The organism is Streptomyces sp. NBC_00316, from assembly GCF_036158715.1.
Classification (GTDB): domain Bacteria; phylum Actinomycetota; class Actinomycetes; order Streptomycetales; family Streptomycetaceae; genus Streptomyces.
Genome location: NZ_CP108023.1, coordinates 4,712,434 through 4,737,636 on the forward strand (window position 1 = coordinate 4,712,434; position 25,203 = coordinate 4,737,636).

Consider the following 25,203-nt stretch of genomic DNA (forward strand, 5'->3'; position numbering starts at 1 on the left):
GAGCCCCCCGGAGAAACAGCCGCACCACACCACCACCGGGAGTGCCAGTGGCACGCGTCGTAGTCGACGTCATGCTCAAGCCGGAGATCCTCGACCCGCAAGGACAGGCGGTGCAGCGCGCACTGCCCCGTCTCGGCTTCGAGGGAATCGCGGACGTACGTCAGGGAAAGCGTTTCGAGCTCGAGGTCGAGGGGCCGGTAGACGACGCCGCCCTGAGCCGCATTCATGAGATGGCGGAGACGTTCCTCGCCAACACCGTCATCGAGGACTTCACCGTGAAGGTGGAGAAGGCCGAGGAGTCGAAGTGACTGCTCGTATCGGAGTCGTCACCTTTCCCGGCACGCTCGACGACCAGGACAGCCTGAGGGCCGTAAGGGTCGCGGGCGCCGAACCCGTATCGCTGTGGCACCGCGACAAGGACCTGCACCAGGTCGACGCGGTCATCCTGGCGGGCGGCTTCTCCTATGGCGACTATCTGCGGGCCGGAGCCATCTCCCGGTTCTCGCCGGTCATGGAGACCGTCATCGAGCAGGCGAAGGCCGGAATGCCGGTCCTCGGTATCTGCAACGGCTTCCAGATTCTGACCGAGGCGCATCTGCTGCCCGGCGCGATGCTGCGCAACAATCACCTGCACTTCATCTGCCGCGACCAGAAGCTGCGCGTCGAGAACGCGGAGACCGCCTGGACCTCGGACTACTCCGCGGGCCAGGAAATCTCCGTACCGCTCAAGAACATGGACGGGCGTTACGTCGCCGACGAGCGCGTCCTCGACGAGCTGGAGGCGGAGGGCCGGGTCGCCTTCCGCTACGTGGACGTGAACCCCAACGGTTCGCTGCGCGACATCGCCGGCATCACCAATGCCGCGGGCAACGTCGTCGGTCTGATGCCGCACCCGGAGCACGCCGTCGAGCCGCTGATCGGAACCGGTCGCACCGACGGTCTCGGTTTCTTCACCTCGATCATCAAGAAGCTGGTCAACGCATGAGCCTGGATACGGTCAAGCACGCGGCCGAGACCCCGGACACGGCGCAGCCCTGGAAGGAGCTCGGCCTCAAGGAGGACGAGTACGCCCGGATCCGCGAGATCCTGGGCCGCCGTCCCACCGGCGCCGAGCTCGCCATGTACTCCGTGATGTGGTCCGAGCACTGCTCCTACAAGAGCAGCAAGGTCCACCTCAAGCAGTTCGGCGAGAAGGTCCCGGCCAACGACGCGATGCTCGTCGGCATCGGCGAGAACGCCGGTGTGGTCGACGTCGGTCAGGGTTACGCGGTCACCTTCAAGGTCGAGTCGCACAACCACCCCTCGTACATCGAGCCCTACCAGGGCGCGGCCACCGGCGTCGGCGGCATCGTCCGCGACATCCTCGCCATGGGCGCCCGCCCGGTCGCGGTCGTCGACCCGCTGCGGTTCGGTGCGGCCGACCACCCCGACACCAAGCGGGTCCTGCCCGGCGTCGTCGCGGGCATCGGCGGGTACGGCAACTGCCTCGGTCTGCCGAACATCGGCGGCGAGGTCGTCTTCGACGCCTGCTACCAGGGCAACCCGCTCGTCAACGCCGGCTGCATCGGTGTGATGAAGCACGAGGACATCCACCTCGCCCAGGCCTCCGGCCCCGGCAACAAGGTGATCCTGTACGGCGCCCGCACCGGCGGCGACGGCATCGGCGGCGTCTCGGTGCTGGCCTCGGAGACCTTCGAGTCGACCGGCCCGGCGAAGCGCCCGGCCGTCCAGGTCGGCGACCCGTTCCAGGAGAAGCTCCTCATCGAGTGCACCCTGGAGATCTTCGGCGAGAAGCTCGTCGCGGGCATCCAGGACCTCGGCGGCGCCGGGCTGTCCTGCGCCACCTCCGAGCTGGCCTCCGCCGGCTCCGGCGGTATGCGCGTCGAGCTGGACACCGTCCCGCTGCGCGACTCCTCCCTCTCGCCCGAGGAAATCCTCATGAGCGAGTCGCAGGAGCGCATGTGCGCGATCGTCGAGCCGCAGCACGTCGACCGCTTCCTGGAGATCTGCGAGAAGTGGGACGTCATCGCCACCGTCATCGGTGAGGTGACCGAGGGCTCGCAGCTGGAGATCTTCTGGCACGGCGAGCAGATCGTCGACGTGCCGCCGCGGTCCGTCGCCCACGAGGGCCCGACGTACCACCGCCCGTTCGCCCGCCCGTCCTGGCAGGACGCACTGCAGGCCGACGACGCGAACAAGCTGGCCCGTCCGGCGAACGCCGCCGAGCTGCGCGAGCAGGTCCTCAAGCTGGTCGCCTCCCCGAACCAGGCCTCCAAGGCGTGGATCACGGACCAGTACGACCGGTTCGTGCAGGGCAACACCGTGCTCGCGATGCCCGAGGACGCCGGCATGGTCCGGATCGACGAGAAGTCGAACCTCGGCGTGGCCATGGCGACCGACGGCAACGGCCGGTACGCGAAGCTCGACCCGTACACCGGCGCGCAGCTCGCACTGGCGGAGGCGTACCGCAACGTCGCCACCTCCGGCGCCAAGCCGCTCGCCATCTCGGACTGCCTGAACTTCGGTTCGCCCGAGGACCCGGACGTCATGTGGCAGTTCGCCGAGGCCACCCGTGGTCTCGCCGACGGCTGCCTGGAGCTCGGCACCCCGGTCACCGGCGGCAATGTGTCGCTGTACAACCAGACCGGTGAGACGGCGATCCACCCGACGCCGGTCGTGGCCGTGCTCGGTGTGATCGACGACGTGACGCGGCGTACGCCGGTCGCCTTCAAGGAAGAGGGCCAGCTCCTCTACCTGCTCGGCGACACGCGTGAGGAGTTCGGCGGCTCGGCCTGGTCCGAGGTCGTCCACAACCACCTCGGCGGTATGCCGCCCAAGGTCGACCTGGGCCGCGAGAAGCTGCTCGGCGAGATCCTGATCTCGGCGTCCCGCGACGGCATGGTCGATGCGGCGCACGACCTCTCCGACGGCGGTCTGATCCAGGCGGTCACCGAGTCCTGCCTCCGTGGCGGGAAGGGTGCCCGGCTGGTGGTGCCGGACGGTCTGGACGCGTTCACCTTCCTCTTCTCGGAGTCGGCGGGCCGCGCGGTCGTCTCGATTCCGCGCAGCGAGGAGCTCCGCTTCAACGACATGTGCGGGGCGCGGGGTCTGCCCGTCACCCGGATCGGTGTCGTGGACGGCGAGGAGATCGAGGTCCAGGGCGAGTTCAGCATTCCGCTGAGCGAGCTCCGTACGGCGCACGAGGAGACCATCCCGGGTCTGCTCGCCTGAGCCGGTTCGCTTCACCTCTTCACGACGCAGCCCCCGCCCGACCGACCGGGCGGGGGCTGCGTCGTCGCGTACGTACGGCTGCGCTGCCGGACCGGTCCCCGGTGGTCGTGGGCGGCGTCGGCGCGGCGCTCCCGTGCGGTCCCGCACCACCGGGATCACCCAGGAGACCCGAGCCGGTCTGAGACACTCGCAGTCATGCCGCCGTCCCAGAAGCGCGCCCGCCGCTACGACCTCGTCCGGACGCGCACCGCCGTACAGGCGCAGTTCGCCCATGTCCGCGCTGCGGTCGGCACACTGACGCCCGATCAGCTCGCACTGCCGACCCGGCTCGGGGAGTGGACGGTGCGGGAGCTGGCGACCCATCTGACGATGGTCGTCTCGAACGTCTGCCGGAATCTGGAGCTGCCGGAGCCGCCCGGCGAGAAGCCCGGCCTCACGCTGCTGGAGTGGCCGTTCTCGACAGCCGGGCGGGCCGGCCGGATCGCCGACGACACCAAGGCGCTCGCCGCCGACCGGCCCGACCTCGATGCGTTGTACGCGGAGACCGCCGACCGGTTCGAGGCGGCGGTGCCGGGCGTGGCCGAGGACCGGCTGCTGCCGACCCGGATGGGCGTGATGCGGCTGGGCGACTTCCTCGTCACCCGCACCGTCGAACTCGTCGTGCACACGGACGACCTGAACGCGGCGACCGGGCTGGACATCCCGTACGACCGGCAGGCCCTAGCCGCCTGCACCCGGCTGCTCACCGACGCCCTCGCGGAGAAGGCGCCCGGCGGCTCGGTCGAGGTGCGCGTCCCGCCGTTCGCCGTCGTCCAGTGCGTCCAGGGGCCGAAACACACCCGCGGTACGCCGCCCAATGTCGTCGAGACCGATCCGCTGACCTGGATCCGGCTCGCCACCGGGCGTACGCAGTGGTCCCGGGCGCTCGACGAGGCGAAGGTCGAGGCGAGCGGTGAGCGGGCCGATCTGGGCGACCTGTTGCCGCTGCTCGGCTGAGAGGAAGGCGGGGGGAACCGGAGCGGGCTCCCGTCCCGTCACAGGGCCATGTTTCGTCGCTGCCCGCCGGTGCGGAGAAGAAGGCGCGGCTGACCTTCGGCAGGGACGACTCCGTGGAGGGCAGTCCCGGCTGCAACCAGATCCGCGGCGTCGCGACGGTCTCCGGCGCAGGCGTCATGTTCGGCCGGATCAACGGCACCGGGATGATGTGCCCGGATCCGCAGATGACGGTGGAGCGTGCGCTGCTCGAGGTCCTGGACGGGCGGGCCACGTACCGGATCGATCACCGCACGCTGACCCTCACCGCGGCGAACGGCGAGGGTTTCAGCGCGACGGCACCCGCACCCGGGACGTGACACCCGCACCCGGGACGTGGGTCAGGACCCCGTCGGGTACGGCAGCAGGCCGGCGTCCGTCCTCTCCCAGGACGCCCGCAGCTCGGCCAGCAGCTCCGGCTCGGCCTGCGCCCGGTCCGCCTGTTCCCGCTGGTCATGGGCGAGCTGGAACAACTGGTCGGCCCCGCCCTTGCCCCGGTAGTACTTCCAGTCCCCGCGCCGCAGCGCCCGTTCCCCGCGCACCCGCCAGAACAGGTCCCGCTCCTTGGGCTCCTCGCCCCTCAGCAGGTATCCGGCGAGGCTGACGCCGTCCAGCGGGTACGCGGGGTCCGGCCGTGCGCCGCCGAGCTCCAGCAGCGTCGCCGTCCAGTCCGGCGAGAACACCGGCAGACCGCTCACCTGGTGCGGGTCGATCCTGGCCGGCCAGCGCAGCACCGCCGGGACCCGGATGCCGCCCTCCTGCAGCGAGGACTTGTTGCCGGAGAGCGGCCATTGGTACGAGAACCGCTCGCCGCCGTTGTCGCTCGCGAAGAAGACCAGCGTGTCCTCCTCCTGGCCGGACCGCTCGAGTGCCTTCAGCACCTCACCGACCGAGCGGTCCAGGTCCTCGACCATCTGCTTGTACTTCTCGACCGAACCCCCGTCCGCGTGGAACAGCCCGGCCAGGCCTCCGGCCTTGATCCTGCGGACGATCTCGGCGCTCTCGGCCGTGTCGCCCTCCGCGATCCACGGCCAGTGCGGGGTGGTGAAGTTCAGGTTGAGCAGCCATGGCCTGTCGTGGTCGCGTTGTACGTACGCGCTCGCCCGCTCGGTCAGGATCCGGGTGTAGTAGCGCAGGTCCTTGTACTCGGCGTCGCCCTCGAACAGGTCGTACTCGCCGCCGAGGCCGAGCTTGGAGTAGTACTCCAGCGCCCCGCCGAAGTTCCCGAAGAACTCGTCCCAGCCCGACCTGGTGGGGCTGTAGTCCGGCAGATAGCCGCAGTGCCACTTGCCGATCAGTGCGGTGCTGTACCCGACGCCGCGCAGCAGCGAGGCGAGCGTCGGATGGGTGGGTTCGAGGCCGACGGAGCGGTCCGCGATGGGCTCGGCCAGTCCGCCCCTCGTCCGGCCCGGATAGCGCCCGGTGTAGAGGCTGAACCGGGTGGGGGAGCAGGTGGCGGACCCGGCGTAGGCATCCGTGAACCGCACGCCCTGGCGGCCCAGCCGGTCCAGGTTCGGGGTGTGGATGTGCGGGGAGCCGTACGAGGAGAGGTCGGCCCAGCCGAGGTCGTCGCCGAGGATGAAGAGGATGTTGGGCCGCCGGGAGTGCCCGCCCGGGGCCGCCCGGAAGGGCCGCTCCCGGGCGGCCTCCGGGTGGGTGCCGGCTTTTGCGGGGACTGCCGGGGCGGCGGAGGCGGGTGTGGCGGCGGCCGGGATGCCGACGGCGGCGGTGGCGGCGGTGGCGCCGACGGCGGTCCCGAAGGCGCGCCGGGTCAGTGACGCCGAATCCGTTCTGTTGTTCGAGTTGCTTGAATCGCGAGAAGGCATGACTGCTCCAGGGCAGGGCTCGGCCGCGCACGGCGGGGCGGAGCGGGAAGGCCCGGACGAACCCGTCAGGCGTCAGATGAGGACACACGGACGCACGGCGGGTGCGGGTACGGGTGAGGGAAGCGGAGGTGGGAGGCGCCGGCGCACGGAGCGGGGCTCAGCCCTGGCGCGCGGTGCGGCGCGTCGCGGAGATCAGGCGCAGCGACAGATGGCGCTCGCGACACGTCCCAGATCGACGTGGCGGCGCTCCACAAGCGTGACCGAGCGATCACCGAGGGGCTGCATGAGGCAGGAGCCTGCCAACGCGGCATGCGCCTGTCAACGCCGGTCTCGCACTCCGGACACCGCGCAACTCGCCTCCGGAGGGAGTGCAATCCACCTCCGGACCCCGCGCAGCGCCCCCGGCCGATGTGAGGCTCACCACGAAACGAGCGTTCGGCCGGCGCCCCTTCCGGCCCGTCGGCCGGCTCTCCGATCGCGCTCCCGGGGTCCGTCGGCCCCCGTGGCGCCCCCTGGCCTGAACTCGCCGGTAGCCCCCGGAAGGCCGGGCCGGGACCGCCCCGCGGCCCCTCCCGGACCGCCCCGCGCCCCACCCGCAACGGAAAACCGTCACTGCCCGTGATCGTTCGATGCACCCCGCACCTGCGGTCCCGGCGCTCGTCCCCGGTGCTCGGGCGGGGTGTCCCCAATTCGGACCGATGGTCGATCTCGCCTACACTCGGTGGCGTGCCCCGTGGTGATGGACGACTCAACCACGACCTGCTCCCCGGAGAGAAAGGCCCCCAGGACGCTTGTGGCGTCTTCGGTGTCTGGGCTCCGGGCGAAGAGGTCGCCAAGCTCACCTATTTCGGACTGTATGCCCTGCAGCACCGTGGACAGGAGTCCGCGGGCATCGCAGTGAGCAACGGGTCCCAGATCCTGGTCTTCAAGGACATGGGACTGGTCTCGCAGGTCTTCGACGAAACGTCTCTGGGATCTCTCCAGGGCCATATCGCGGTCGGTCATGCCCGCTACTCCACCACCGGTGCCTCGGTGTGGGAGAACGCGCAGCCGACGTTCCGTGCCACCGCGCACGGCTCGATCGCCCTGGGTCACAACGGCAACCTGGTCAATACGGCTCAGCTCGCCGAGATGGTCGCCGACCTTCCCCGCAAGGAAGGCCGCGCCACCCAGGTCGCCGCGACGAACGACACCGATCTGGTGACCGCTCTGCTCGCCGGCCAGACCGACGACGACGGCAAGCCGCTCACCATCGAGGACGCCGCCGCCAAGGTGCTTCCCGATGTCAGGGGTGCCTTCTCGCTCGTCTTCATGGACGAGCACACCCTCTACGCGGCCCGCGACCCGCAGGGCATTCGCCCGCTGGTCCTCGGCCGGCTGGAGCGCGGCTGGGTGGTGGCCTCCGAGTCCGCAGCCCTCGACATCTGTGGCGCCAGCTTCGTCCGTGAGATCGAGCCGGGCGAGCTCGTCGCCATCGACGAGAACGGTCTGCGCACCTCGCGCTTCGCGGAAGCGAAGCCCAAGGGGTGTGTCTTCGAGTACGTCTATCTGGCCCGCCCCGACACCGACATCGCCGGGCGGAACGTGTACCTCTCCCGGGTGGAGATGGGCCGCAAGCTGGCCGCCGAGGCCCCGGTCGAGGCCGATCTGGTCATAGCGACTCCGGAGTCCGGCACCCCCGCCGCCATCGGCTACGCGGAAGCCAGCGGCATCCCGTTCGGCGCCGGTCTGGTCAAGAACGCGTACGTCGGCCGGACCTTCATCCAGCCGTCCCAGACCATTCGCCAGCTGGGTATCCGTCTCAAGCTGAACCCGCTCAAGGAAGTCATCAAGGGCAAGCGCCTGGTGGTCGTCGACGACTCGATCGTCCGCGGCAACACGCAGCGCGCACTGGTCCGGATGCTCCGCGAGGCCGGAGCCGCCGAGATCCACATCCGGATCTCGTCCCCGCCGGTGAAGTGGCCCTGCTTCTTCGGTATCGACTTCGCGACCCGCGCCGAGCTGATCGCCAACGGCATGTCCGTCGACGAGATCTGCACGTCGATGGGGGCCGACTCGCTCGCGTACATCTCGCTCGACGCGATGATCGAAGCGACGACGATCGCCAAGCCGAACCTGTGCCGTGCCTGCTTCGACGGCGAGTACCCGATGGAGCTCCCGGACCCGGAGCTGCTCGGCAAGCAGCTGCTGGAGACCGAGCTGGCGGCGGGCCCCGCGGCCACCGCAGCGGCCGACGCCCTGCGTCGTCCGTGACCGGCCTGGCACCCCAGCCCTGCCACCAGCCCCGTATCTCCACACGAAAGATCCCAGGCAATGTCTGAGACAACAGGTGCTTCCTACGCGGCAGCGGGCGTCGACATCGAGGCCGGTGACCGTGCCGTCGAGCTCATGAAGGAGTGGGTGAAGAAGACACGGCGCCCCGAGGTCCTCGGCGGCCTCGGCGGTTTCGCCGGCCTCTTCGACGCCTCGGCGCTGAAGCGTTACGAGCGTCCGCTGCTCGCCTCCGCCACCGACGGCGTCGGCACGAAGGTCGACCTCGCCCGCCAGATGGGCGTGTACGACACGATCGGCCACGACCTCGTCGGCATGGTCGTCGACGACCTGGTCGTCTGCGGCGCCGAACCGCTGTTCATGACCGACTACATCTGCGTCGGCAAGGTGCACCCCGAGCGTGTCGCGTCCATCGTGAAGGGCATCGCCGAAGGCTGTGTCCTTGCGGGCTGCGCCCTGGTCGGCGGCGAGACCGCCGAGCACCCCGGTCTGCTCGGCCCGGACGACTTCGATGTCGCGGGCGCCGGTACGGGCGTCGTCGAGGCCGACCGGCTGCTCGGCCCGGACCGTATCCGTAAGGGTGACGCGGTCATCGCGATGGCGTCGTCCGGACTTCACTCCAACGGGTACTCGCTCGTCCGCCACGTCGTCTTCGACCGGGCCGGCTGGGCGCTGGACCGGGACGTCGAGGAGTTCGGCCGCACCCTCGGCGAGGAGCTCCTGGAGCCCACGAAGATCTACTCGCTGGACTGCCTGGCGCTGACCCGTACGACCGAGGTGCACGGCTTCAGCCACGTCACCGGCGGCGGTCTCGCCAACAACCTGGCCCGCGTCATCCCGGACGGCCTGCACGCCACGGTCGACCGCTCCACCTGGACGCCCGGTGCGGTCTTCGATCTGGTCGGCAAGGCCGGGCAGGTCGAGCAGCTGGAGCTGGAGAAGACGCTCAACATGGGCGTCGGGATGATCGCGATCGTCCCCGAGGGATCGGTGGACGCCGCGCTGACGACGCTGGCCGACCGCGGGGTCGACTCCTGGGTCGCAGGCGAGATCACGGAGCGCGGCGCGCACGCAACCGGCGCTGAGCTCACGGGTTCGTACGCGCGCTGAGGCGCTGTGCCCCCGGCCGCCGGGCAGCTGTGAGGTCACGCCTGCCCGGCGGCGGGGAGCAGCCGGCGACACACCGGCCGGTCATGGATCGTCCGGTCGCACGGAGCCGGTCCAGCCGGACCCTGAGGATTCGTTCGGACCGGGACAGCACAGAACCCGGTCCGGGCAGGCCCGGACCGGGTTCTGTGTCAGCGCGAGGTCAAGCGCCGCGGCGCTGTGACGACGGACCGGACTGATCGTCCTCGTCCTCGTCATCGTCGTCGTTGTACAGATCCGCGTACTGTGCGTACGGGTCATCTTCCTCGTCGTCGTCCTCGAACGGCTCTGCGTTCGGTGGCTGACTCGAAGGCGATGCGCCCAGCTCATTGGCCAGACGCGACAGGTCAGTCCCGCCGCTGCTGTACTTCAGCTGGCGGGCGACCTTTGTCTGCTTGGCCTTTGCCCGGCCGCGCCCCATGGCTCGACCCCCTCGGTGACGGGGCTCGACGGCCCCAGAGTCTTGACACGCGTTCATGTTTCAGGACGGACTCTCGGCAGAGAGACCGTGCCCGTAGGGCTTTAACGGTACCTGCTTCCGTGGCCATACGGTACGCCGCCCGCATCACACGCCCCGGAACAGGACCAGCAAGAAGCCCCGTCCTCGCTGGTCAACTGCGATTTTAACCTCTTCTTGGCATGCGACCCGCCGACCGGCGTGAGTCTTGTCTCGCAGGTCGGCGGATCAGTGGGTCCCTGGAGGCCGCGGGCGGGGGAGACACCCGGTGAGGCTCTCGCGACCCTCGGTGACCGGGTCAGCCGCGGCGGGCCTCGGACATCCGCTGCTCGGCGATCCGGTCGGCCGCTGCGGCCGGCGGAATGCCGTCTTCCTTCGCACGTGCGAATATGGCCAGCGTGGTGTCGAAGATCTTCGATGCCTTGGCCTTGCACCGGTCGAAGTCGAAGCCGTGCAGCTCGTCGGCGACCTGGATGACACCGCCCGCGTTCACCACGTAGTCGGGGGCGTACAGGATCGAACGGTCCGCGAGGTCCTTCTCGACGCCCGGATGCGCGAGCTGGTTGTTGGCCGCACCGCACACCACCTTGGCCGTGAGCACCGGAACGGTGTCGTCGTTCAGCGCGCCGCCGAGCGCGCACGGGGCGTAGATGTCGAGGCCCTCGGTACGGATCAGCGTGGCGGTGTCCGCGGCGACCGAGACCTCCGGGTGGAGTTCGGTGATCCGGCGCACCGACTCGTCCCGTACGTCCGTGATGACGACCTCGGCGCCGTCCGACAGGAGATGCTCGACGAGGTGGCGGCCGACCTTGCCGACGCCCGCGACCCCCACTTTTCGGCCACGCAGCGTCGGGTCCCCCCAGAGGTGCTGGGCCGAGGCCCGCATGCCCTGGAAGACGCCGAACGCGGTGAGGACCGAGGAGTCCCCGGCGCCACCGTTCTCCGGGGAGCGGCCGGTGGTCCACCGGCACTCGCGGGCGATGACGTCCATGTCGGCGACGTATGTGCCGACGTCGCAGGCGGTCACGTAACGCCCGCCGAGCGAGGCCACGAACCGGCCGTACGCCAGAAGCAGTTCCTCGGTCTTGATCTTCTCGGGGTCGCCGATGATGACGGCCTTGCCGCCACCGTGGTCGAGACCGGCCATGGCGTTCTTGTACGACATGCCGCGCGCCAGGTTCAGCGCATCCGCGACGGCCTCCTCCTCGGAGGCGTACGGATAGAAGCGGGTGCCGCCGAGGGCCGGGCCCAGGGCGGTGGAGTGGATGGCGATGACGGCCTTGAGGCCGCTGGCACGGTCCTGGCAGAGCACGACTTGCTCGTGGCCCCCCTGATCCGAGTGGAACAGGGTGTGCAGGACGCCGTCGGTCACATCGGTCACTGTGGTGACTCCCAAGTACGAAGCGGCGGAAGACCCTCCTGAAGGTGGGGAGGGTCCCGGACCGACCGGTGCGGCCGGTCCGGCTTGGGCAAGAGCGTAAGTCCTGCGAAGACGCAGATCTGTTCCAGTGCTGAGGATCACCCCCTGGCGGAGTACGGGCGTGACACGATTTGCTGCATGTCGGTGGTGTCTTCGGTGCTCGTCCCTTACGCGTCCTATCTCCGGGTCTACGAACCGCTGGCCGCCTTCCCGGAACCGGAGCGCGCCCACTGGGCCCGGTACGCGGGGCGTGCCCGCATTCCCACGGCCCAGGACGAACTGCGGCGTTCGCTGGCGGACTTGGTGGCCACCCCGCCGGTCGGGGTGCCGGTGCACGAGAGCGGGGACGCGTTCGTCGCCGAGGTGGACGGTGTGGTGTGCGTCTGCCCGTGGCGGACCCGGCTGCGCGGCTGGCTGGCACTGGAGGAGCTGGCGGAGATGTTCCCGGCGCCGGTGCTGGACGCGGTGCTGCCGCCGGTGGTGCGCGGGCAGGCGGTCGCGGACCACGAGCGGTGGGCGGAGCGCAATCCGGACGCCCGGCCGTGGATCCGGACCACGGTGTGGCAGGTCCCCGTGCGCTGGTTCGTCCTCTTCTCCGACGAGGAGCGGGAGCACACCGAGGGGGCTGCCGAGGGGGAGGCGCCGGTGCTGCGTTACCGGACCCCGATGGTGCAGGCGCGGCGCCGGCTGGCCCGGGCGCTGAAGGCGCTGCGCGAGAGCGCCGACGAGGGCCCGCTGACCGAAGGGCTGGTGGACGTGGGGCGCTGGCTGGAGGAGTTCCATCCGCGCGCACTGGTCGAGCTGGACTACGGCGGCCTCGTGCACACCCTGTCGGCCAAGCAGCTCGCGGAGGACCGGTCGGCACTGGACGTCGCCGAGGGCATCGCGGCGCTCCAGGCCGGCGACACCGAGAAGGCGGGCGAGGCGTACGGGCGGCTGGCCGAGCGGTGGCGGGCCGTGAGGGACCGCCAGTTCGCCAACTGATCCCGAGGGACTCCGGCCGGGCCTCCGAGCGACTCCGGCGGAACCGGGCCTGAACCGTTGTTCCTTGTGACTCGTGTGAGTGGTGGGGGCCAAGGGGCGGGGGTGTAATCCTGTGGCCTTAGGACCTACGTCCCGAACCGGGCCTTTGACTCAAGGGTGATGGATAGCACTAACGGGGCCCTTGCGTCCTTCCCTACTCCTCGTGCCAAAATAGGACAAGGAGTCCGGGGAGGACTCCATCCGTCCAAGTATGGGCGGAATGCTCAGCATTGCACGCTATGGGGGGTCTGATGGCTCCTGATCGCTCTGTGACTGATCGTCACTGTGGTGTGACTGTCCGCTATGGCATGGTCCATCGGCTTCCGTCGCTGATGAACACCTGGGAGGGCAATTCCATCGGTTTGGCCGACGCGGCTGGACGGATGGTGTAGTTGTAGTGCCGAGGACAAGCCGTTCGTCCTATAACCGACTCGGCCCGCGTCCGCCATTTCGGGCAACGTGGGCCAAGGTGCAGAATTTAGAGGAAAGAACCGAGATGGTTCGGTTCTCCCGAGGAGGCCGCTCATGACCGCTCGCACCCCTGATGCCGAGCCGCTGCTGACCCCGGCTGAGGTTGCCACGATGTTCCGCGTGGACCCGAAGACGGTCACCCGTTGGGCCAAGGCAGGCAAGCTCACGTCCATCCGCACGCTCGGTGGACATCGCCGGTACCGCGAGGCAGAGGTCCGCGCACTGCTTGCGGGTATTCCGCAGCAGCGCAGCGAGGCCTGACACACCCCTGTCGCCGCGCCATAACCGGGCTGCCCGGGTCCCCCAACCCGTGTTCGCCCACCCATAGCTCCACACGACGGGCGCTCGCCCCAACGGGCGCCATTCCTGTGCAATACGGGTAAGTCGTTTTGATCGCGCTGGACTCCGCCGGGTCCAGCGCGATCTTTTTTTGTGCCCGCGCGGACGGGTGGCGGGCCCGGGACGGGCCTGGGGGCGGGCTGGGGATCGGCTGTACGTCGGCTTGTCGCCGGCTGTTGTGCGGGTCTGCTCGCACCTGCCGGACGGGCTCGAAGGGCTCACCTGACGGTCCCGCGGTGACCCCGTCCGGGTGGTGCAATTGCACATATTAAATTCGCCAGTTGTAGGAAGGGTGTAAAGTCACCCTTTCTCAAAACACTTTCAGTGACTCCCGTCACATGGCCCTGCTCTTGCCAAGGCTGATCCCGCCACTGCGCAGAAGTGGAATTCCCGGCCGTCGGTCACGGGGCGACGGGACTTCCGCTTTCGGCCCGCGCCCCGCCGGCCGGTGCATCGGGGTCGTGGACGGGCGCGGCGATGACGACGGTGTCCGGAACGGCTGCTGACGCACCGCCGGGTAAGCCGGGCGGTGCGGAGGAGAGAGGGGGCCCGGCGGCCGTCGTGGGCTCCGTGGGCTCTGTGGCGGCCGCCACGGGACCGTTCGCCGTCGTGAGGTCGCCGACGGGCTCCAGGAAGTCGGCGGAGGGTTCCATGAGGTCGTCGGAGGGTTCCATGGCGAGCCGCAGGAGCCGGTGGCAGATCGGGCAGTGCCGGGTGAGATGCCGGTAGCCGGAAGCGGCCGCCAGGTGGGCGCGCAGAAGTGCGCGGGTCTCGTGCCTCGCTGTGGATGCAGCCATCCGCGCCACCTCCCGGTGGAACGCGCCGCCCCGCGCCGAGGAACAGGGGCAGCCCCTGTTGTCTGAGTACTCGTTGGCAGTTGCCGGAGTCAAGACACGCGAAAGCCCGGATCCTTGAGGATCCGGGCTTTCGTTACTGCGGTCCTGACGGGATTTGAACCCGCGGCCTCCACCTTGACAGGGTGGCGAGCACTCCAAACTGCTCCACAGGACCAGGTTTTCGCGGCCGCCTTGCGGCTGCCTGCGAAAACAGACTGTACAGGAGTTTGGAGGCTCTGGTCGACCTCACTCCTGGTGGCCGTCCGGTTACGTCCCCCGGACCGCCGGGATCACGGCGCCGCGGCGTCGATCGCCTTCACGATCCGCTTGTCGGAGACGGGGTACGCGGTGCCCAGGGCGTGCGCGAAATAGCTGACCCGGAGCTCCTCGATCATCCAGCGGATGTCCAGGACCTCCTGCGGAACGGGCCTGCCTTGTGGCATCTGTTCGAGCAGCCAGGCGTACTCGTCCTGCATCTCGTGGACCTTCTCCATGCGCGTGGTGTCGCGCTGGACGGCCGTCGGCATCTGCTGGAGCCGTCGGTCCGCGGCGACCAGATAGCGCATCAGGTCGGGCAGCCTGCGCAGCCCGGTCGCGGTGACGAATCCCGGCGGTACGAGGGCCGCGAGCTGGTCCCGCACATCGGTGACGTTGTTGACCAGGACGAGGCTGCCGGTGGCCTTCAGGCGCCGTTCGCAGGCCTGCCAGGCGGCCAGTACCTGCTGGACCTGGGCGACCGTGCGCTCGGTCAGCGGGACGAGGTCGGTGCGGACCTTGTCGTACAGCTTCCGGAACGACTCCTCGTCCCAGGCCGGCCCGCCGTGCGCGGCGATCAGCCGGTCCGCGGCCGCGGTCGCGCAGTCCTCGAACAGCGCCTGGACGGAGCCGTGCGGATTGCGGGACAGGGCCAGCTTCTGCTGGTTCGTCAGCTTGTCCGAGGCGAACTTGGCCGGGTTCACCGGGATGTTCAGCAGGATCAGCTTCCGGGTGCCGCGCCACATGGACTGCAGTTGCTCGGCCTCGGTGTCGAAGAGGCGCACGGCCACGGTCTCGCCCTGGTCGACGAGCGCCGGGTACGCCTTGACCGGCTGGCCGGCCCGCCGGGTCTCGAAGACCCGGTTCAGGGTGCCGATCGTCCAGTCCGTGAGGCCCGACCGCTCGATGGACTCGCCAGACGGGCCCGCAGCGGCCTTGGAGAGGGCCTGACGGGCCTTGGGGCGCAGCTGGAGCTTCAGCGCCTCCAGGTCCTTGTCCTCGGCCACCCTGCGGCGCCGCTCGTCGACGATCCGGAACGTGATCTTCAGGTGGTCCGGGATCCGGGACAGGTCGAAGTCGTCGGCGGAGACCGGGACGCCGACCATCCGCTGGAGCTCGCGCGCGAGTGTGGCCGGCAGCGGCTCCTGCAGGGGCACCGCCCGGTCCAGGAACTTGCCCGCGTAGTTCGGCGCGGGGACGTAATGCCGGCGGATCGGCTTGGGCAGGGACCGGATCAGCTCGGTGACGACCTCTTCGCGCAGACCGGGGATCTGCCAGTCGAAGCCCTCTGCGGTGACCTGGTTGAGCACCTGGAGCGGGACATGGACGGTCACGCCGTCCGCGTCCGTACCGGGCTCGAACTGGTACGTCACCTTGAACTTGAGCTTGCCCTGCCGCCAGGAGTCCGGGTAGTCGTCCTTGGTGACGGCCCCGGCCTTCTCGTTGATGAGCATCGACCGCTCGAAGTCGAGCGCGTCCGGCTCGTCGCGGCGCTTGTGCTTCCACCAGGAGTCGAAATGCGCACCGGAGACGATGTGCTCGGGGATCCGCTGGTCGTAGAAGTCGAAGAGCGTCTCGTCGTCCACGAGGATGTCGCGGCGGCGGGCGCGGTGCTCCAACTCCTCGACCTCGCCGAGAAGTTTGCGGTTGTCGTGGAAGAACTGGTGGTGCGTCCGCCAGTCGCCCTCGACCAGTGCGTTCCGGATGAAGAGATCGCGGGATGTCTCCGCGTCGATACGGCCGAAATTGATCTTGCGCTGGGCGACGATCGGTACGCCGTACAGCGTGACCCGCTCGTATGCCATCACGGCCGCCTGGTCCTTCTCCCAGTGCGGCTCGCTGTAGGTGCGCTTCAGCAGATGCTGGGCCAGTGGTTCGATCCACTCCGGCTCGACCTTGGCGTTGACCCGCGCCCACAGCCGGGACGTCTCGACCAGCTCGGCCGACATCACGAACCGTGGCTGCTTCTTGAAGAGCGCCGACCCCGGGAAGATCGCGAACTTGGCGCTGCGCGCCCCCAGGTACTCGTTCTTATCGGTGTCCTTCAGCCCGATGTGCGACAGCAGCCCGGCCAGCAGCGAGGTGTGCACTGCCTGCTCCGGCGCATCCTCCTCGTTGAGATGGATGCCCATCTGCTTGGCGACCGTGCGCAGCTGCGCGTAGATGTCCTGCCATTCGCGGATGCGCAGGAAGTTCAGGTACTCCTGCTTGCACATCCGGCGGAAGCTGGACGAGCCGCGCTCCTTCTGCTGCTCGCGGATGTACCGCCACAGATTCAGGAACGCCAGGAAGTCCGACGTCTCGTCCTTGAAGCGGGCGTGCTGCTGATCGGCCTGCGTCTGCTTGTCCGAGGGCCGCTCGCGCGGGTCCTGGATGGAGAGCGCGGCGGCGATGACCATGACCTCGCGCGTGCAGCCGTTGCGGTCGGCCTCGATGACCATACGGGCCAGGCGCGGGTCGACGGGCAGCTGCGAGAGCTTGCGTCCCAGCTGCGTCAGCCGCTGCCCCTTCTTCCCCTCCCCGGGGGTCTTCTCCTCCAGGTCGAGCGCGCCGAGTTCCTGGAGCAGCTGCACACCGTCGCGGATGTTGCGGTGGTCCGGCGGGTCGATGAAGGGGAACTTCTCGATGTCGCCGAGGCCGGCCGCAGTCATCTGGAGGATGACGGACGCCAGGTTCGTACGGAGGATCTCGGCGTCCGTGAACTCCGGACGGGTCAGGAAGTCGTCCTCGGAGTACAGCCGGATGCAGATGCCGTCCGACGTACGGCCGCAGCGGCCCTTGCGTTGGTTGGCGCTGGCCTGCGAGATCCGCTCGATCGGCAGCCGCTGGACCTTGGTGCGGTGGCTGTAGCGGGAGATGCGGGCGTTGCCCGGGTCGATCACGTACTTGATGCCGGGGACGGTCAGCGAGGTCTCGGCGACGTTCGTCGCCAGAACGATCCTGCGGCCGGTATGGCGCTGGAACACCCGGTGCTGCTCGGCGTGCGAAAGGCGCGCATAGAGCGGGAGCACCTCGGTGTGGCGGAGGTTCTTCTTGTTGAGGGCGTCCGCGGTGTCGCGGATCTCGCGCTCGCCGGAGAGGAAGACCAGGATGTCGCCGGGGCCCTCCGACTGGAGCTCGTCCACGGCGTCGCAGATCGCGGTGATCTGGTCGCGGTCGGAGTCGTCGCCCTCTTCCTCCAGGAGAGGCCGGTAGCGCACCTCGACGGGGTACGTACGTCCGCTGACCTCGACGATCGGCGCGCCCTGCTGCTCCGCGCCGCCCTCGCCGCCCGTCATGTCCACGGCGGCGACCCCACCGAAGTGCCGGGCGAAGCGCTCCGGGTCGATGGTCGCCGAGGTGATGACGACCTTCAGGTCCGGGCGCTTGGGCAGCAGCCTGGCCAGATAGCCGAGCAGGAAGTCGATGTTCAGCGACCGCTCGTGGGCCTCGTCGATGATGATCGTGTCGTAGGCGAGCAGCTCGCGGTCCGTCTGGATCTCGGCGAGCAGGATGCCGTCCGTCATCAGCTTCAGGAACGTGGCGTCCGGGTTCACCTGGTCGGTGAAGCGGACCTTCCAGCCGACCGCCTCGCCGAGCGGGGTCTTCAGCTCGTCGGCGACGCGCTCGGCGACCGTACGGGCCGCGATCCGGCGCGGCTGGGTGTGCCCGATCATGCCGCGGACACCGCGTCCCAGCTCCATGCAGATCTTCGGGATCTGCGTGGTCTTTCCGGAGCCGGTCTCACCGGCGACGATCACGACCTGGTGGTCGCGTATCGCCTCCAGGATCTCGTCCTTCTTCTGGCTGACCGGAAGCTCTTCCGGGTACGAGATGGCGGGCAGCCGCGCGGCGCGTGCTGCGAGCCGCTCGGCTGCCTTCCCGGCCTGGGTGGCGATCTCGTCCAGCACGGCCTGCCGGGCCTCGGGCTTACGGATCCGGCGCGCCCCTTCGAGGCGGCGGCCGAGCCGGTGTGCGTCGCGGAGCGCGAGCTGTCCGAGCTGGGACTGGAGATCGGCAAAGGAAGTAGACATACGGGTCCCAGGATCGCACCCGGGCCCGAGGAACGGCGAACCTATTTCGCGCGGTCTGCGTCACGGCCGCGGTGACTGCACGGAACTGCGGGATCACAGTACGTACCATTTCGGGCAACCGGTCCTGTGACTCCCGGCTCCTGGTCCTCGCAGACCCCCTGTGCACGGAGAATTCCACGCCCATGCCTCACGCCCCCTCGTCGAAGCCGTCCGCCGGGAAGCCGCTGATCTACGGCTGCGGCGTCGCCCTCGCCGCCGCACTGCTCGGCTACGCCTCCTACCGGGCCACCGACCCCGGACACCAGCCCGCCGTTTCCTCGTCGGCCGCCGATGCCACCGCCGGCCCGGCCGCCGGCGTCGTTCCCGAGCTGGTGAAGCTCGCCCGCCGCGACCCGGGCGACAAGCTCGCGCGGGGACGGGTGGATGCACCGGTCGTCGTCATCGAGTACGCAGACTTCACGTGCGGCCACTGCGCAAGGTTCGCCCGGGACACCGAACCCGCCCTGGTGAAGAAGTACGTCGACAACGGCACCCTGCGCATCGAGTGGCGCAACTTCCCGATCTTCGGCGCCGAGTCCGAGGCCGCCGCGCGCGCCGCCTGGGCCGCCGGACAGCAGGACCGCTTCTGGCAGTTCCACGCCGCCGCGTACGCCGAAGGGGTCAAGGAGAAGGGCTTCGGCAAGGCCAGGCTGACGGCCCTCGCGCGGCAGGCGGGGGTGGCGGACCTCGACCGGTTCGCACGCGACGCGGACAGCCCCGCCGCCCGGGCGGCGGTGAGCAGGGACCAGGAGGAGGCGTACGGCATCGGTGCGACCTCCACCCCGTCGTTCCTGATCAACGGGCGTCCGATCGTCGGGTACCAGCCGGTGGCCGTCTTCGCGCAGGTGATCGAGGAAGCGGCCGGCGGGACCGGGAACACCGAGGACGCCAAGGACACCGACAAGTGGCCTCGGACACCGGCCACTTCGCTCCTGGCCTGAACTCCCCGGAGCGGGAAGAGGCCTGACACGACGAAGGCCCCGTCCGGTGGACGGGGCCTTCGAGTGGTGGCTGGGGCCGGGATCGAACCGGCGACCTATCGCTTTTCAGGCGATCGCTCGTACCAACTGAGCTACCCAGCCACGCAGCGCATAAAAGCTGCAGCGGTCCTGACGGGATTTGAACCCGCGGCCTCCACCTTGACAGGGTGGCGAGCACTCCAAACTGCTCCACAGGACCAAGCAATGTGCGAGACAAGTCTCGCACACGTTAAAGCGTGCCCCCAACGGGATTCGAACCCGTGCTACCGCCTTGAAAGGGCGGCGTCCTGGGCCACTAGACGATGAGGGCTAAGGGCCCACCTGCGCGCTTTCCAGCGCGTCGGGGACGTGAGAAGCATATGGGATGGGCGGAGGTAACGCCAAAACGGTTTACGGAGATGTCGTCGGAGTCGTCGGCGAAGGGCTCTCCTTCGGGGTGTTCTCCTCGGGCAGATGGCGGCTGACCTCGGCCGTCGTCAGGCCGAGACCGCCCAGCGTGATCTCGTCCCAGGCCTGCAGACGGCGCGTTGCGCGGTCCAGATAGAGCACCGATGCGCGCACCGGCTCCGGTTTCCTGCTCTGCAGGGCGCGAAGTCCGCCGCCGCCCGTGGAGCCCTCGACCTTGAGCCGGGTCCCGAAGGGCATCAGTTCGTTCTGCCGGTGGTGCACATGGCCGGCGAGGACCAGTGGAACCGTGCCGTCCGTCTCGCGGGCCGCGTCCGGCTCGTGGGTGACGGCGATGTCGACCGGGGTGCCGGCCTGCTCCTGGGCGCGCAGCGCGGAGGCGAGCCGCATGCCGGCCAGCCGCTCGGCGGCAGCGCCCTGGGCGGGCACCGAGCGGTCCGGGGTGAACTGGGGGTCCCCGATGCCGGCCACCCGCAGCCCGCCGACGTCCACCGCGCGGCCGTCGTCCAGCACATGCACGTTCCCGAACCGCGTCAGGTACGTCTGCGTGAGGCGCGAGTCGTGGTTGCCGCGGACCCAGACGTAGGGCACGCCGAGGTCCCGGACCGGGTCGAGGAAGCCGTTCTCGACGGCGGAGCCGTGGTCCATGGTGTCGCCGGAGTCGATGATCACGTCGATGTCGTACTGCCGGACCAGCGAGCCGATGACCTGCCAGGCCACGGGGTTGAGATGGATGTCGGAGACATGCAGGACGCGGAGGGTGGCGGGATCCGGCCGGTAGACGGGGAGCGTCGACGTGGCGTCGTACAGCTTGGTCACATTGGTGACGAGCCGGGCCAGTTCACGCTGGTAGACGTCGAATTCGGTGACGATCGAGCGGGCGTCGCCGACCACCGAGGGAGCGCTGGAGAGCAGTCCGGAGAACTTCGGCTCCAGGACGGACTTCGGGTTCCAGGTGGCGTACGCGCTGACGCCGGACGCGGCCAGGAGTGCGAGCGCGAGCCCTCCGGCGGCGAGGGCGCGGCGCGGCCGGCGGTAGACGGCCAGGCCGAGCGCGGTGGCACCGGAGACGACGGCGACACAGGAGCGCACGGCGAGATCGCGCGTACCGGTGGAGATATCCGAGCCGACCTCCTCCTGGAGGCCGGAGAGCCGTTCGGGGTGCTGGACCAGTGCCTCGGAGCGCACCGGGTCGAGGCGGTCGACGTCGACGTCGAGGCGGACCGGGGCGATGTGGGAGCGCAGCTCCAGGGCGCCGAGCGGGGCCACATTGATCTTCGTGCCGCCGGTGAGCGAGGGGCGCAGGGTCATCGTGGTGTCCATCGGTCCCACGGGCGTACGGACACTGCCGACGACCAGCAGGCCCAGCCAGGCGCCGAACACGACGACGGCTATCAGACCCAGGGCGTGGGCGTACGGATGCGGGGTGGGGGCCAGGGTGCTGGTGGTCGCGGGGCGGTAGTGGCGGCGGACGCGGGCGACTGCGGTGGTTATTGCTGCGCGGAACGGGTCGCGGGGCATTGGGCGCGTATGCCCGGGTACGGCTGCGGCCATGCGGGGCGCGAGGTGGCGGGGAGTGGCGGTCAGGAGCCGGGCGGGCCGGATTACGTGACAATGGCGGGGTGCTGGAGATGACGCGCGAAGAGTTCGAGGAACTGGTCGCCGAGGCCCTGGACCGCATTCCGCCGGAGCTGACGCGGCTGATGGACAACGTCGCGGTGTTCGTCGAGGACGAACCGGCCCCTGGCGATCCGGAACTGCTGGGGCTGTACGAGGGCACGCCGCTGACCGACCGCGGTGAGTGGTACGCCGGGGTGCTGCCGGACCGGATCACGATCTACCGGGGGCCGACGCTGCGGATGTGCGAGTCGCGCGAGGACGTGGTCGCCGAGACCGAAATCACGGTCGTCCATGAGATCGCCCACCATTTCGGCATCGACGACGAGCGGCTGCACGCGCTGGGTTACGGCTGATCCGCGGCCACGGGGAAGTCCCGGGAACGGGGCGCGGCGGGGTGCGGAGCCCTTGGGGCCGGGAGGGTGGGGGAGTCCGGCGATCGGGGTTCGGTGGGGCGCGGGGCGTGTCCCCGGCGGGGGAACGGGAGTTGGGCACAGTGCCCCCCTCCATGTCCTGCCCGCCCCTCTTCGCTTCCCGCCTTCCGGAGGTGCCACCCGTGCGCCAGATGTCCGCCTTGTCCGTGCCCGTTCGTTGGGCAGCCGTCACCGCAGTGACGATCGCCGCGTCCACCGGCTGCATGAGCATCAGCGACGACGGCGGGAAACCGGTCCCGTCGCGGTCGGCCCGGCCCAAGGGGGCGGCGGCCGAGCCGGACGGTTCCACCACGGCCGGCGCGGGGTGGGCCCGTACCCGCGGTGGCAGTGGTGCCGAGCCGCGCTCCGACCGGGAGACCGCCGGATCGCCGGACCCGAGCGCCTCCACGGGCGCATCGGCCGGCCCCGGCGACGGGCGGTCGAGCACCGGGTCCGGTGATCCGGCGCCGACACGGGGCGGGCATCTGCCGATGCCCTCGGAACCGGGGTCCGGCGGGCCGCAGCAGCCGGCGGGGCCGTCGTCGGAGCCGTCGGGACCCTCCGAGCCGTCCGGGCCGACCACGCCCGAGCCGCCGAGCTCGCCCGGCCCCTCGGATCAGCCGCCGGGGCCGTCCGATTCACCGGCCGCCCAGCTCCGCAACAGCGCTATGGGCGCGCCGGACGGGCTGGGAGCGAGGCGGACTCCCGAGGTATCACCGCAGGTGGGGCCGGTGTAAAGCCGGCCTCGAGGCGCGGCCCGGAGAGTGCGGTTTGCGCAATGTGGGTGAGAGTGCGTATGGTAGTAGATCGTTTGATCCCATTGCCCGGCGCCGACACAGAAGAGCGCCGTGTGGCGCGTACTCTCCCTTGCCGTGGCTGGACCGCATTGAGGCGGTCGAAATTGCGAATCACGGAGTTATGGGCGCGTGCCGAGACTCCGGAAGGTTTCGCATTTCGCATGTCCAATTTCAGCTCTGACAACACCGTCATGCCCGAGAACGACGAGATTGTCACCGAAGCCGAGGCCGTAGTGGCCGAGGCCACCGAGGTGTCCGAGTCGACCGAGACCGTCGACTCCACCGAGGCCACCACCGACAACGACACCACCTCCGCGGACGCCTCCGCCGACGCCGAGGACGCCGAGCCGACCGTCACCTTCGGGGACCTGGGCCTGCCCGAGGGCATCGTCCGCAAGCTCGCGCAGAACGGTGTGACCGCGCCCTTCCCGATCCAGGCCGCGACCATTCCGGACGCGCTGGCCGGCAAGGACATCCTGGGCCGTGGCCGTACCGGCTCCGGCAAGACGCTCTCCTTCGGTCTGCCGACCCTGGCCACGCTGGCCGGCGGCCACACCGAGAAGAAGAAGCCCCGCGCCGTCATCCTCACCCCGACCCGTGAGCTCGCGATGCAGGTCGCGGACGCGCTTCAGCCGTACGGCGACGTGCTCGGCCTGAAGATGAAGGTCGTCTGCGGCGGTACGTCGATGGGCAACCAGATCTACGCGCTGGAGCGCGGTGTCGACGTCCTCGTCGCCACCCCGGGCCGGCTGCGCGACATCATCAACCGGGGCGCCTGCTCCCTGGAGAACGTCCAGGTCGCCGTCCTCGACGAGGCCGACCAGATGTCCGACCTGGGCTTCCTGCCCGAGGTCACCGAGCTGCTCGACCAGGTTCCGGTCGGCGGTCAGCGCATGCTCTTCTCCGCCACGATGGAGAACGAGATCGGCACGCTGGTCAAGCGTTACCTGAACAACCCGGTGAGCCACGAGGTCGACAGCGCCCAGGGCAACGTCACGACCATGACGCACCACGTCCTCGTCGTGAAGCCGAAGGACAAGGCGCCGGTCACCTCCGCCATCGCCGCCCGCAAGGGCCGCACCATCATCTTCGTCCGTACCCAGCTGGGTGCCGACCGCATCGCCGAGCAGCTCGTCGAGGCGGGCGTCAAGGCGGACGCGCTGCACGGCGGCATGACGCAGGGTGCCCGTACCCGCGTGCTCGCCGACTTCAAGGACGGCTACGTCAACGCGCTCGTCGCGACCGACGTCGCCGCCCGCGGTATCCACGTCGACGGCATCGACCTGGTGCTGAACGTGGACCCGGCCGGTGACCACAAGGACTACCTGCACCGCTCGGGCCGTACCGCCCGCGCCGGCAAGTCCGGTGTCGTCGTCTCGCTGGCGCTGCCGCACCAGCGCCGCCAGATCTTCCGCCTGATGGAGGACGCGGGCGTCGACGCCTCGCGCCACATCGTCGGCGGCGCGGGCGCGTTCGACCCGGAGGTCGCCGAGATCACCGGCGCCCGTTCGCTGACCGAGGTCCAGGCCGACTCCGCGAACAACGCCGCCAAGCAGGCGGAGCGCGAGGTCGCCGACCTGACCAAGCAGCTGGAGCGCGTCCAGCGCCGCGCCGGTGAGCTCCGCGAGGAGGCCGACCGCCTGGTCGCCCGTGCCGCGCGCGAGCGGGGCGACGACCCCGAGGCGGCAGTGGCCGAGGCCGCCGCCGAGGCGGAGGCCGCCATCGAAGCCGTTGTCTCCGTGCCGGAGCAGCCGGCCGCGCGCGACGACCGTCGCGACGACCGGGGCAACTTCGACCGCCGCGACAACCGCGGTGGCGACCGTCGGGACGACCGTGGTGGGTACCGCGGCGGCGACCGTGGTGGCGAGCGTGGTGGGTTCCAGCGTCGTGACGACCGTCCGTCGGGTGGTTTCCGTCGTGACAACGACCGTCCGTCGTTCAACCGCGACCGTGACGACCGCCCGTCGTTCAACCGCGACCGTCGGGACGACCGTGGTGGCGAGCGTGGTGGGTTCCAGCGTCGTGACGACCGTCCGTCGGGTGGTTTCCGTCGTGACAACGACCGTCCGTCGTTCAACCGCGACCGTGACGACCGCCCGTCGTTCAACCGCGACCGTCGGGACGACCGTGGCGGCGACCGTGGTGGGTTCCAGCGTCGTGACGACCGTCCGTCCGGTGGCTTCCGTCGTGACAACGACCGTCCGTCGTTCAACCGCGACCGTCGTGACGACCGCCCGTCCGGTGGCTTCCGCTCCGGTGGCAGCGACCGTCCGTTCAACCGCGACCGTCGTGACGACCGCCCGTCGGGCGGCTTCCGCTCCGGTGGCAGCGACCGTCCGACCGGCCGCCGCGACGACCACCGCGGTGGCACGGGCACCGGCACCAACACCGGTTCCTTCGGCCGTCGTGACGACAAGCCGCGCTGGAAGCGCAACGGCTGATCTGCGCAACGACGTTCACGCGTAGACCCATGAACGGCTGAACAACTGAACAGCCGAAGCGGGCCCGCTCTTCACGAGCGGGCCCGCTTTTGTTTTCCCTTTCCCCGCAAGTGGAGCGGCTGTTACCATCCGGCGACTCGCATGGGGGAGCGTGGCTGGGGGGCTCCGCTCGATTCGTTCTTTCCGGTGGT

Annotated in this window: 19 protein-coding genes and 4 tRNA genes; 12 read left to right on the top strand and 11 right to left on the bottom strand. The window is 69.8% G+C overall.

Annotated elements, in window-relative coordinates:
- Positions 1–47 precede the first annotated feature (47 nt).
- The 5 genes from purS to OG878_RS21015 all read left to right on the top strand — a co-directional run bounded on the left by purS (position 48) and on the right by OG878_RS21015 (position 4,583).
- Positions 48–308, top strand: coding sequence for a phosphoribosylformylglycinamidine synthase subunit PurS (purS, locus tag OG878_RS20995; protein WP_176729353.1), 261 nt, complete (start codon positions 48–50; stop codon positions 306–308).
- Positions 305–985, top strand: a complete 681-nt coding sequence (gene purQ / locus OG878_RS21000; RefSeq protein WP_328888206.1) for a phosphoribosylformylglycinamidine synthase subunit PurQ — start codon at positions 305–307, stop codon at positions 983–985. The genes purS and purQ overlap by 4 nt, the downstream gene beginning before the upstream one ends.
- A complete protein-coding gene (gene purL, locus OG878_RS21005) occupies positions 982–3,231 on the top strand; it encodes a phosphoribosylformylglycinamidine synthase subunit PurL (RefSeq protein ID WP_328888207.1) in 2,250 nt (749 codons plus the stop codon). Before purQ ends, purL begins: the two co-directional genes overlap by 4 nt.
- Positions 3,232–3,426: 195 nt before the next feature.
- Positions 3,427–4,227 (top strand): maleylpyruvate isomerase family mycothiol-dependent enzyme, encoded by an 801-nt coding sequence (locus OG878_RS21010; RefSeq protein WP_328888208.1) that lies wholly within the window; start codon positions 3,427–3,429, stop codon positions 4,225–4,227.
- 59 nt (positions 4,228–4,286) lie between these two features.
- A complete protein-coding gene (locus OG878_RS21015; RefSeq protein ID WP_328891318.1) occupies positions 4,287–4,583 on the top strand; it encodes an META domain-containing protein in 297 nt (98 codons plus the stop codon).
- Between the two features lie 21 nt (positions 4,584–4,604).
- On the opposite strand, the gene OG878_RS21020 is transcribed toward OG878_RS21015, so the two are convergent.
- Together OG878_RS21020 and OG878_RS42315 are read right to left on the bottom strand one after the other, a co-directional pair.
- Complete coding sequence (locus OG878_RS21020; protein ID WP_328888209.1) at positions 4,605–6,089, bottom strand: sulfatase family protein; 1,485 nt, start codon at positions 6,087–6,089, stop codon at positions 4,605–4,607.
- Between the two features lie 192 nt (positions 6,090–6,281).
- Positions 6,282–6,374, bottom strand: a complete 93-nt coding sequence (locus tag OG878_RS42315; protein WP_352303411.1) for a putative leader peptide — start codon at positions 6,372–6,374, stop codon at positions 6,282–6,284.
- Positions 6,375–6,815: 441 nt separating this feature from the next.
- On the opposite strand from OG878_RS42315, the gene purF reads away from it, so the two are divergent.
- Positions 6,816–8,342 (top strand): amidophosphoribosyltransferase, encoded by a 1,527-nt coding sequence (purF, locus tag OG878_RS21025; protein ID WP_328888210.1) that lies wholly within the window; start codon positions 6,816–6,818, stop codon positions 8,340–8,342.
- Between the two features lie 60 nt (positions 8,343–8,402).
- Positions 8,403–9,470, top strand: coding sequence for a phosphoribosylformylglycinamidine cyclo-ligase (purM, locus tag OG878_RS21030; protein WP_277327073.1), 1,068 nt, complete (start codon positions 8,403–8,405; stop codon positions 9,468–9,470).
- 199 nt (positions 9,471–9,669) lie between these two features.
- Here purM and OG878_RS21035 read toward each other — a convergent pair whose 3' ends face one another.
- Positions 9,670–9,927 carry a DUF3073 domain-containing protein gene (locus OG878_RS21035; protein WP_030979949.1) on the bottom strand — a complete coding sequence of 86 codons (258 nt, stop codon included), beginning with the start codon at positions 9,925–9,927 and terminating at the stop codon, positions 9,670–9,672.
- Positions 9,928–10,261: 334 nt separating this feature from the next.
- Positions 10,262–11,344, bottom strand: coding sequence for a Leu/Phe/Val dehydrogenase (locus OG878_RS21040; RefSeq protein WP_328888211.1), 1,083 nt, complete (start codon positions 11,342–11,344; stop codon positions 10,262–10,264).
- A gap of 177 nt (positions 11,345–11,521) precedes the next feature.
- Between OG878_RS21040 and OG878_RS21045 the strand changes: the two genes are divergently transcribed.
- Together OG878_RS21045 and bldC are read left to right on the top strand one after the other, a co-directional pair.
- Positions 11,522–12,367, top strand: a complete 846-nt coding sequence (locus tag OG878_RS21045) for a hypothetical protein (protein ID WP_328888212.1) — start codon at positions 11,522–11,524, stop codon at positions 12,365–12,367.
- Between the two features lie 564 nt (positions 12,368–12,931).
- Entirely contained in the window at positions 12,932–13,138 is a 207-nt protein-coding gene (gene bldC, locus OG878_RS21050) for a developmental transcriptional regulator BldC (protein ID WP_003949541.1), read from the top strand.
- Between the two features lie 479 nt (positions 13,139–13,617).
- On the opposite strand, the gene OG878_RS21055 is transcribed toward bldC, so the two are convergent.
- From OG878_RS21055 to hrpA, 3 genes are all read right to left on the bottom strand, one after another.
- Positions 13,618–14,013 (bottom strand): DUF6274 family protein, encoded by a 396-nt coding sequence (locus OG878_RS21055; protein WP_328888213.1) that lies wholly within the window; start codon positions 14,011–14,013, stop codon positions 13,618–13,620.
- Between the two features lie 139 nt (positions 14,014–14,152).
- Positions 14,153–14,227, bottom strand: a tRNA-Asp gene (locus OG878_RS21060).
- Positions 14,228–14,342: 115 nt separating this feature from the next.
- Positions 14,343–18,320, bottom strand: coding sequence for an ATP-dependent RNA helicase HrpA (hrpA, locus tag OG878_RS21065; RefSeq protein ID WP_328888214.1), 3,978 nt, complete (start codon positions 18,318–18,320; stop codon positions 14,343–14,345).
- 182 nt (positions 18,321–18,502) lie between these two features.
- Between hrpA and OG878_RS21070 the strand changes: the two genes are divergently transcribed.
- Positions 18,503–19,300: a DsbA family protein gene (locus OG878_RS21070; RefSeq protein WP_328888215.1), complete on the top strand. Its 798-nt coding sequence runs from the start codon at positions 18,503–18,505 to the stop codon at positions 19,298–19,300.
- 64 nt (positions 19,301–19,364) lie between these two features.
- Here OG878_RS21070 and OG878_RS21075 read toward each other — a convergent pair.
- The 4 genes from OG878_RS21075 to OG878_RS21090 form a co-directional block, all read right to left on the bottom strand.
- A tRNA-Phe gene (locus tag OG878_RS21075) sits at positions 19,365–19,441 on the bottom strand.
- 22 nt (positions 19,442–19,463) lie between these two features.
- Positions 19,464–19,538 (bottom strand) — tRNA-Asp (locus OG878_RS21080).
- 38 nt (positions 19,539–19,576) lie between these two features.
- Positions 19,577–19,649 (bottom strand) — tRNA-Glu (locus OG878_RS21085).
- 80 nt (positions 19,650–19,729) lie between these two features.
- Positions 19,730–21,265 (bottom strand): metallophosphoesterase family protein, encoded by a 1,536-nt coding sequence (locus tag OG878_RS21090; protein WP_328888216.1) that lies wholly within the window; start codon positions 21,263–21,265, stop codon positions 19,730–19,732.
- 101 nt (positions 21,266–21,366) lie between these two features.
- Here OG878_RS21090 and OG878_RS21095 point away from each other — a divergent pair, with 101 nt between their 5' ends.
- Both OG878_RS21095 and OG878_RS21100 read left to right on the top strand, forming a co-directional pair.
- On the top strand, positions 21,367–21,717 hold the full coding sequence (locus tag OG878_RS21095) for a metallopeptidase family protein (protein ID WP_328888217.1): 351 nt from the start codon (positions 21,367–21,369) through the stop codon (positions 21,715–21,717).
- A 1,015-nt stretch (positions 21,718–22,732) separates the two neighbouring features.
- Positions 22,733–25,012: a DEAD/DEAH box helicase gene (locus OG878_RS21100; RefSeq protein ID WP_328888218.1), complete on the top strand. Its 2,280-nt coding sequence runs from the start codon at positions 22,733–22,735 to the stop codon at positions 25,010–25,012.
- Positions 25,013–25,203 lie beyond the last annotated feature (191 nt).

What these genes read in the sequence shown, in the direction of transcription:
- OG878_RS21020 (WP_328888209.1), bottom strand. Translation starts at nt 6,089, where the DNA reads ATGCCTTCTCGCGATTCAAGCAACTCGAACAACAGAACGGATTCGGCG.
- OG878_RS21100 (WP_328888218.1), top strand. Translation starts at nt 22,733, where the DNA reads ATGTCCAATTTCAGCTCTGACAACACCGTCATGCCCGAGAACGACGAG.
- OG878_RS21070 (WP_328888215.1), top strand. Translation starts at nt 18,503, where the DNA reads ATGCCTCACGCCCCCTCGTCGAAGCCGTCCGCCGGGAAGCCGCTGATC.
- OG878_RS21055 (WP_328888213.1), bottom strand. Translation starts at nt 14,013, where the DNA reads ATGGCTGCATCCACAGCGAGGCACGAGACCCGCGCACTTCTGCGCGCC.
- OG878_RS21010 (WP_328888208.1), top strand. Translation starts at nt 3,427, where the DNA reads ATGCCGCCGTCCCAGAAGCGCGCCCGCCGCTACGACCTCGTCCGGACG.
- OG878_RS21035 (WP_030979949.1), bottom strand. Translation starts at nt 9,927, where the DNA reads ATGGGGCGCGGCCGGGCAAAGGCCAAGCAGACAAAGGTCGCCCGCCAG.
- purM (WP_277327073.1), top strand. Translation starts at nt 8,403, where the DNA reads ATGTCTGAGACAACAGGTGCTTCCTACGCGGCAGCGGGCGTCGACATC.
- OG878_RS21045 (WP_328888212.1), top strand. Translation starts at nt 11,522, where the DNA reads ATGTCGGTGGTGTCTTCGGTGCTCGTCCCTTACGCGTCCTATCTCCGG.
- OG878_RS21090 (WP_328888216.1), bottom strand. Translation starts at nt 21,265, where the DNA reads ATGCCCCGCGACCCGTTCCGCGCAGCAATAACCACCGCAGTCGCCCGC.
- hrpA (WP_328888214.1), bottom strand. Translation starts at nt 18,320, where the DNA reads ATGTCTACTTCCTTTGCCGATCTCCAGTCCCAGCTCGGACAGCTCGCG.
- purL (WP_328888207.1), top strand. Translation starts at nt 982, where the DNA reads ATGAGCCTGGATACGGTCAAGCACGCGGCCGAGACCCCGGACACGGCG.
- bldC (WP_003949541.1), top strand. Translation starts at nt 12,932, where the DNA reads ATGACCGCTCGCACCCCTGATGCCGAGCCGCTGCTGACCCCGGCTGAG.
- OG878_RS42315 (WP_352303411.1), bottom strand. Translation starts at nt 6,374, where the DNA reads ATGCAGCCCCTCGGTGATCGCTCGGTCACGCTTGTGGAGCGCCGCCAC.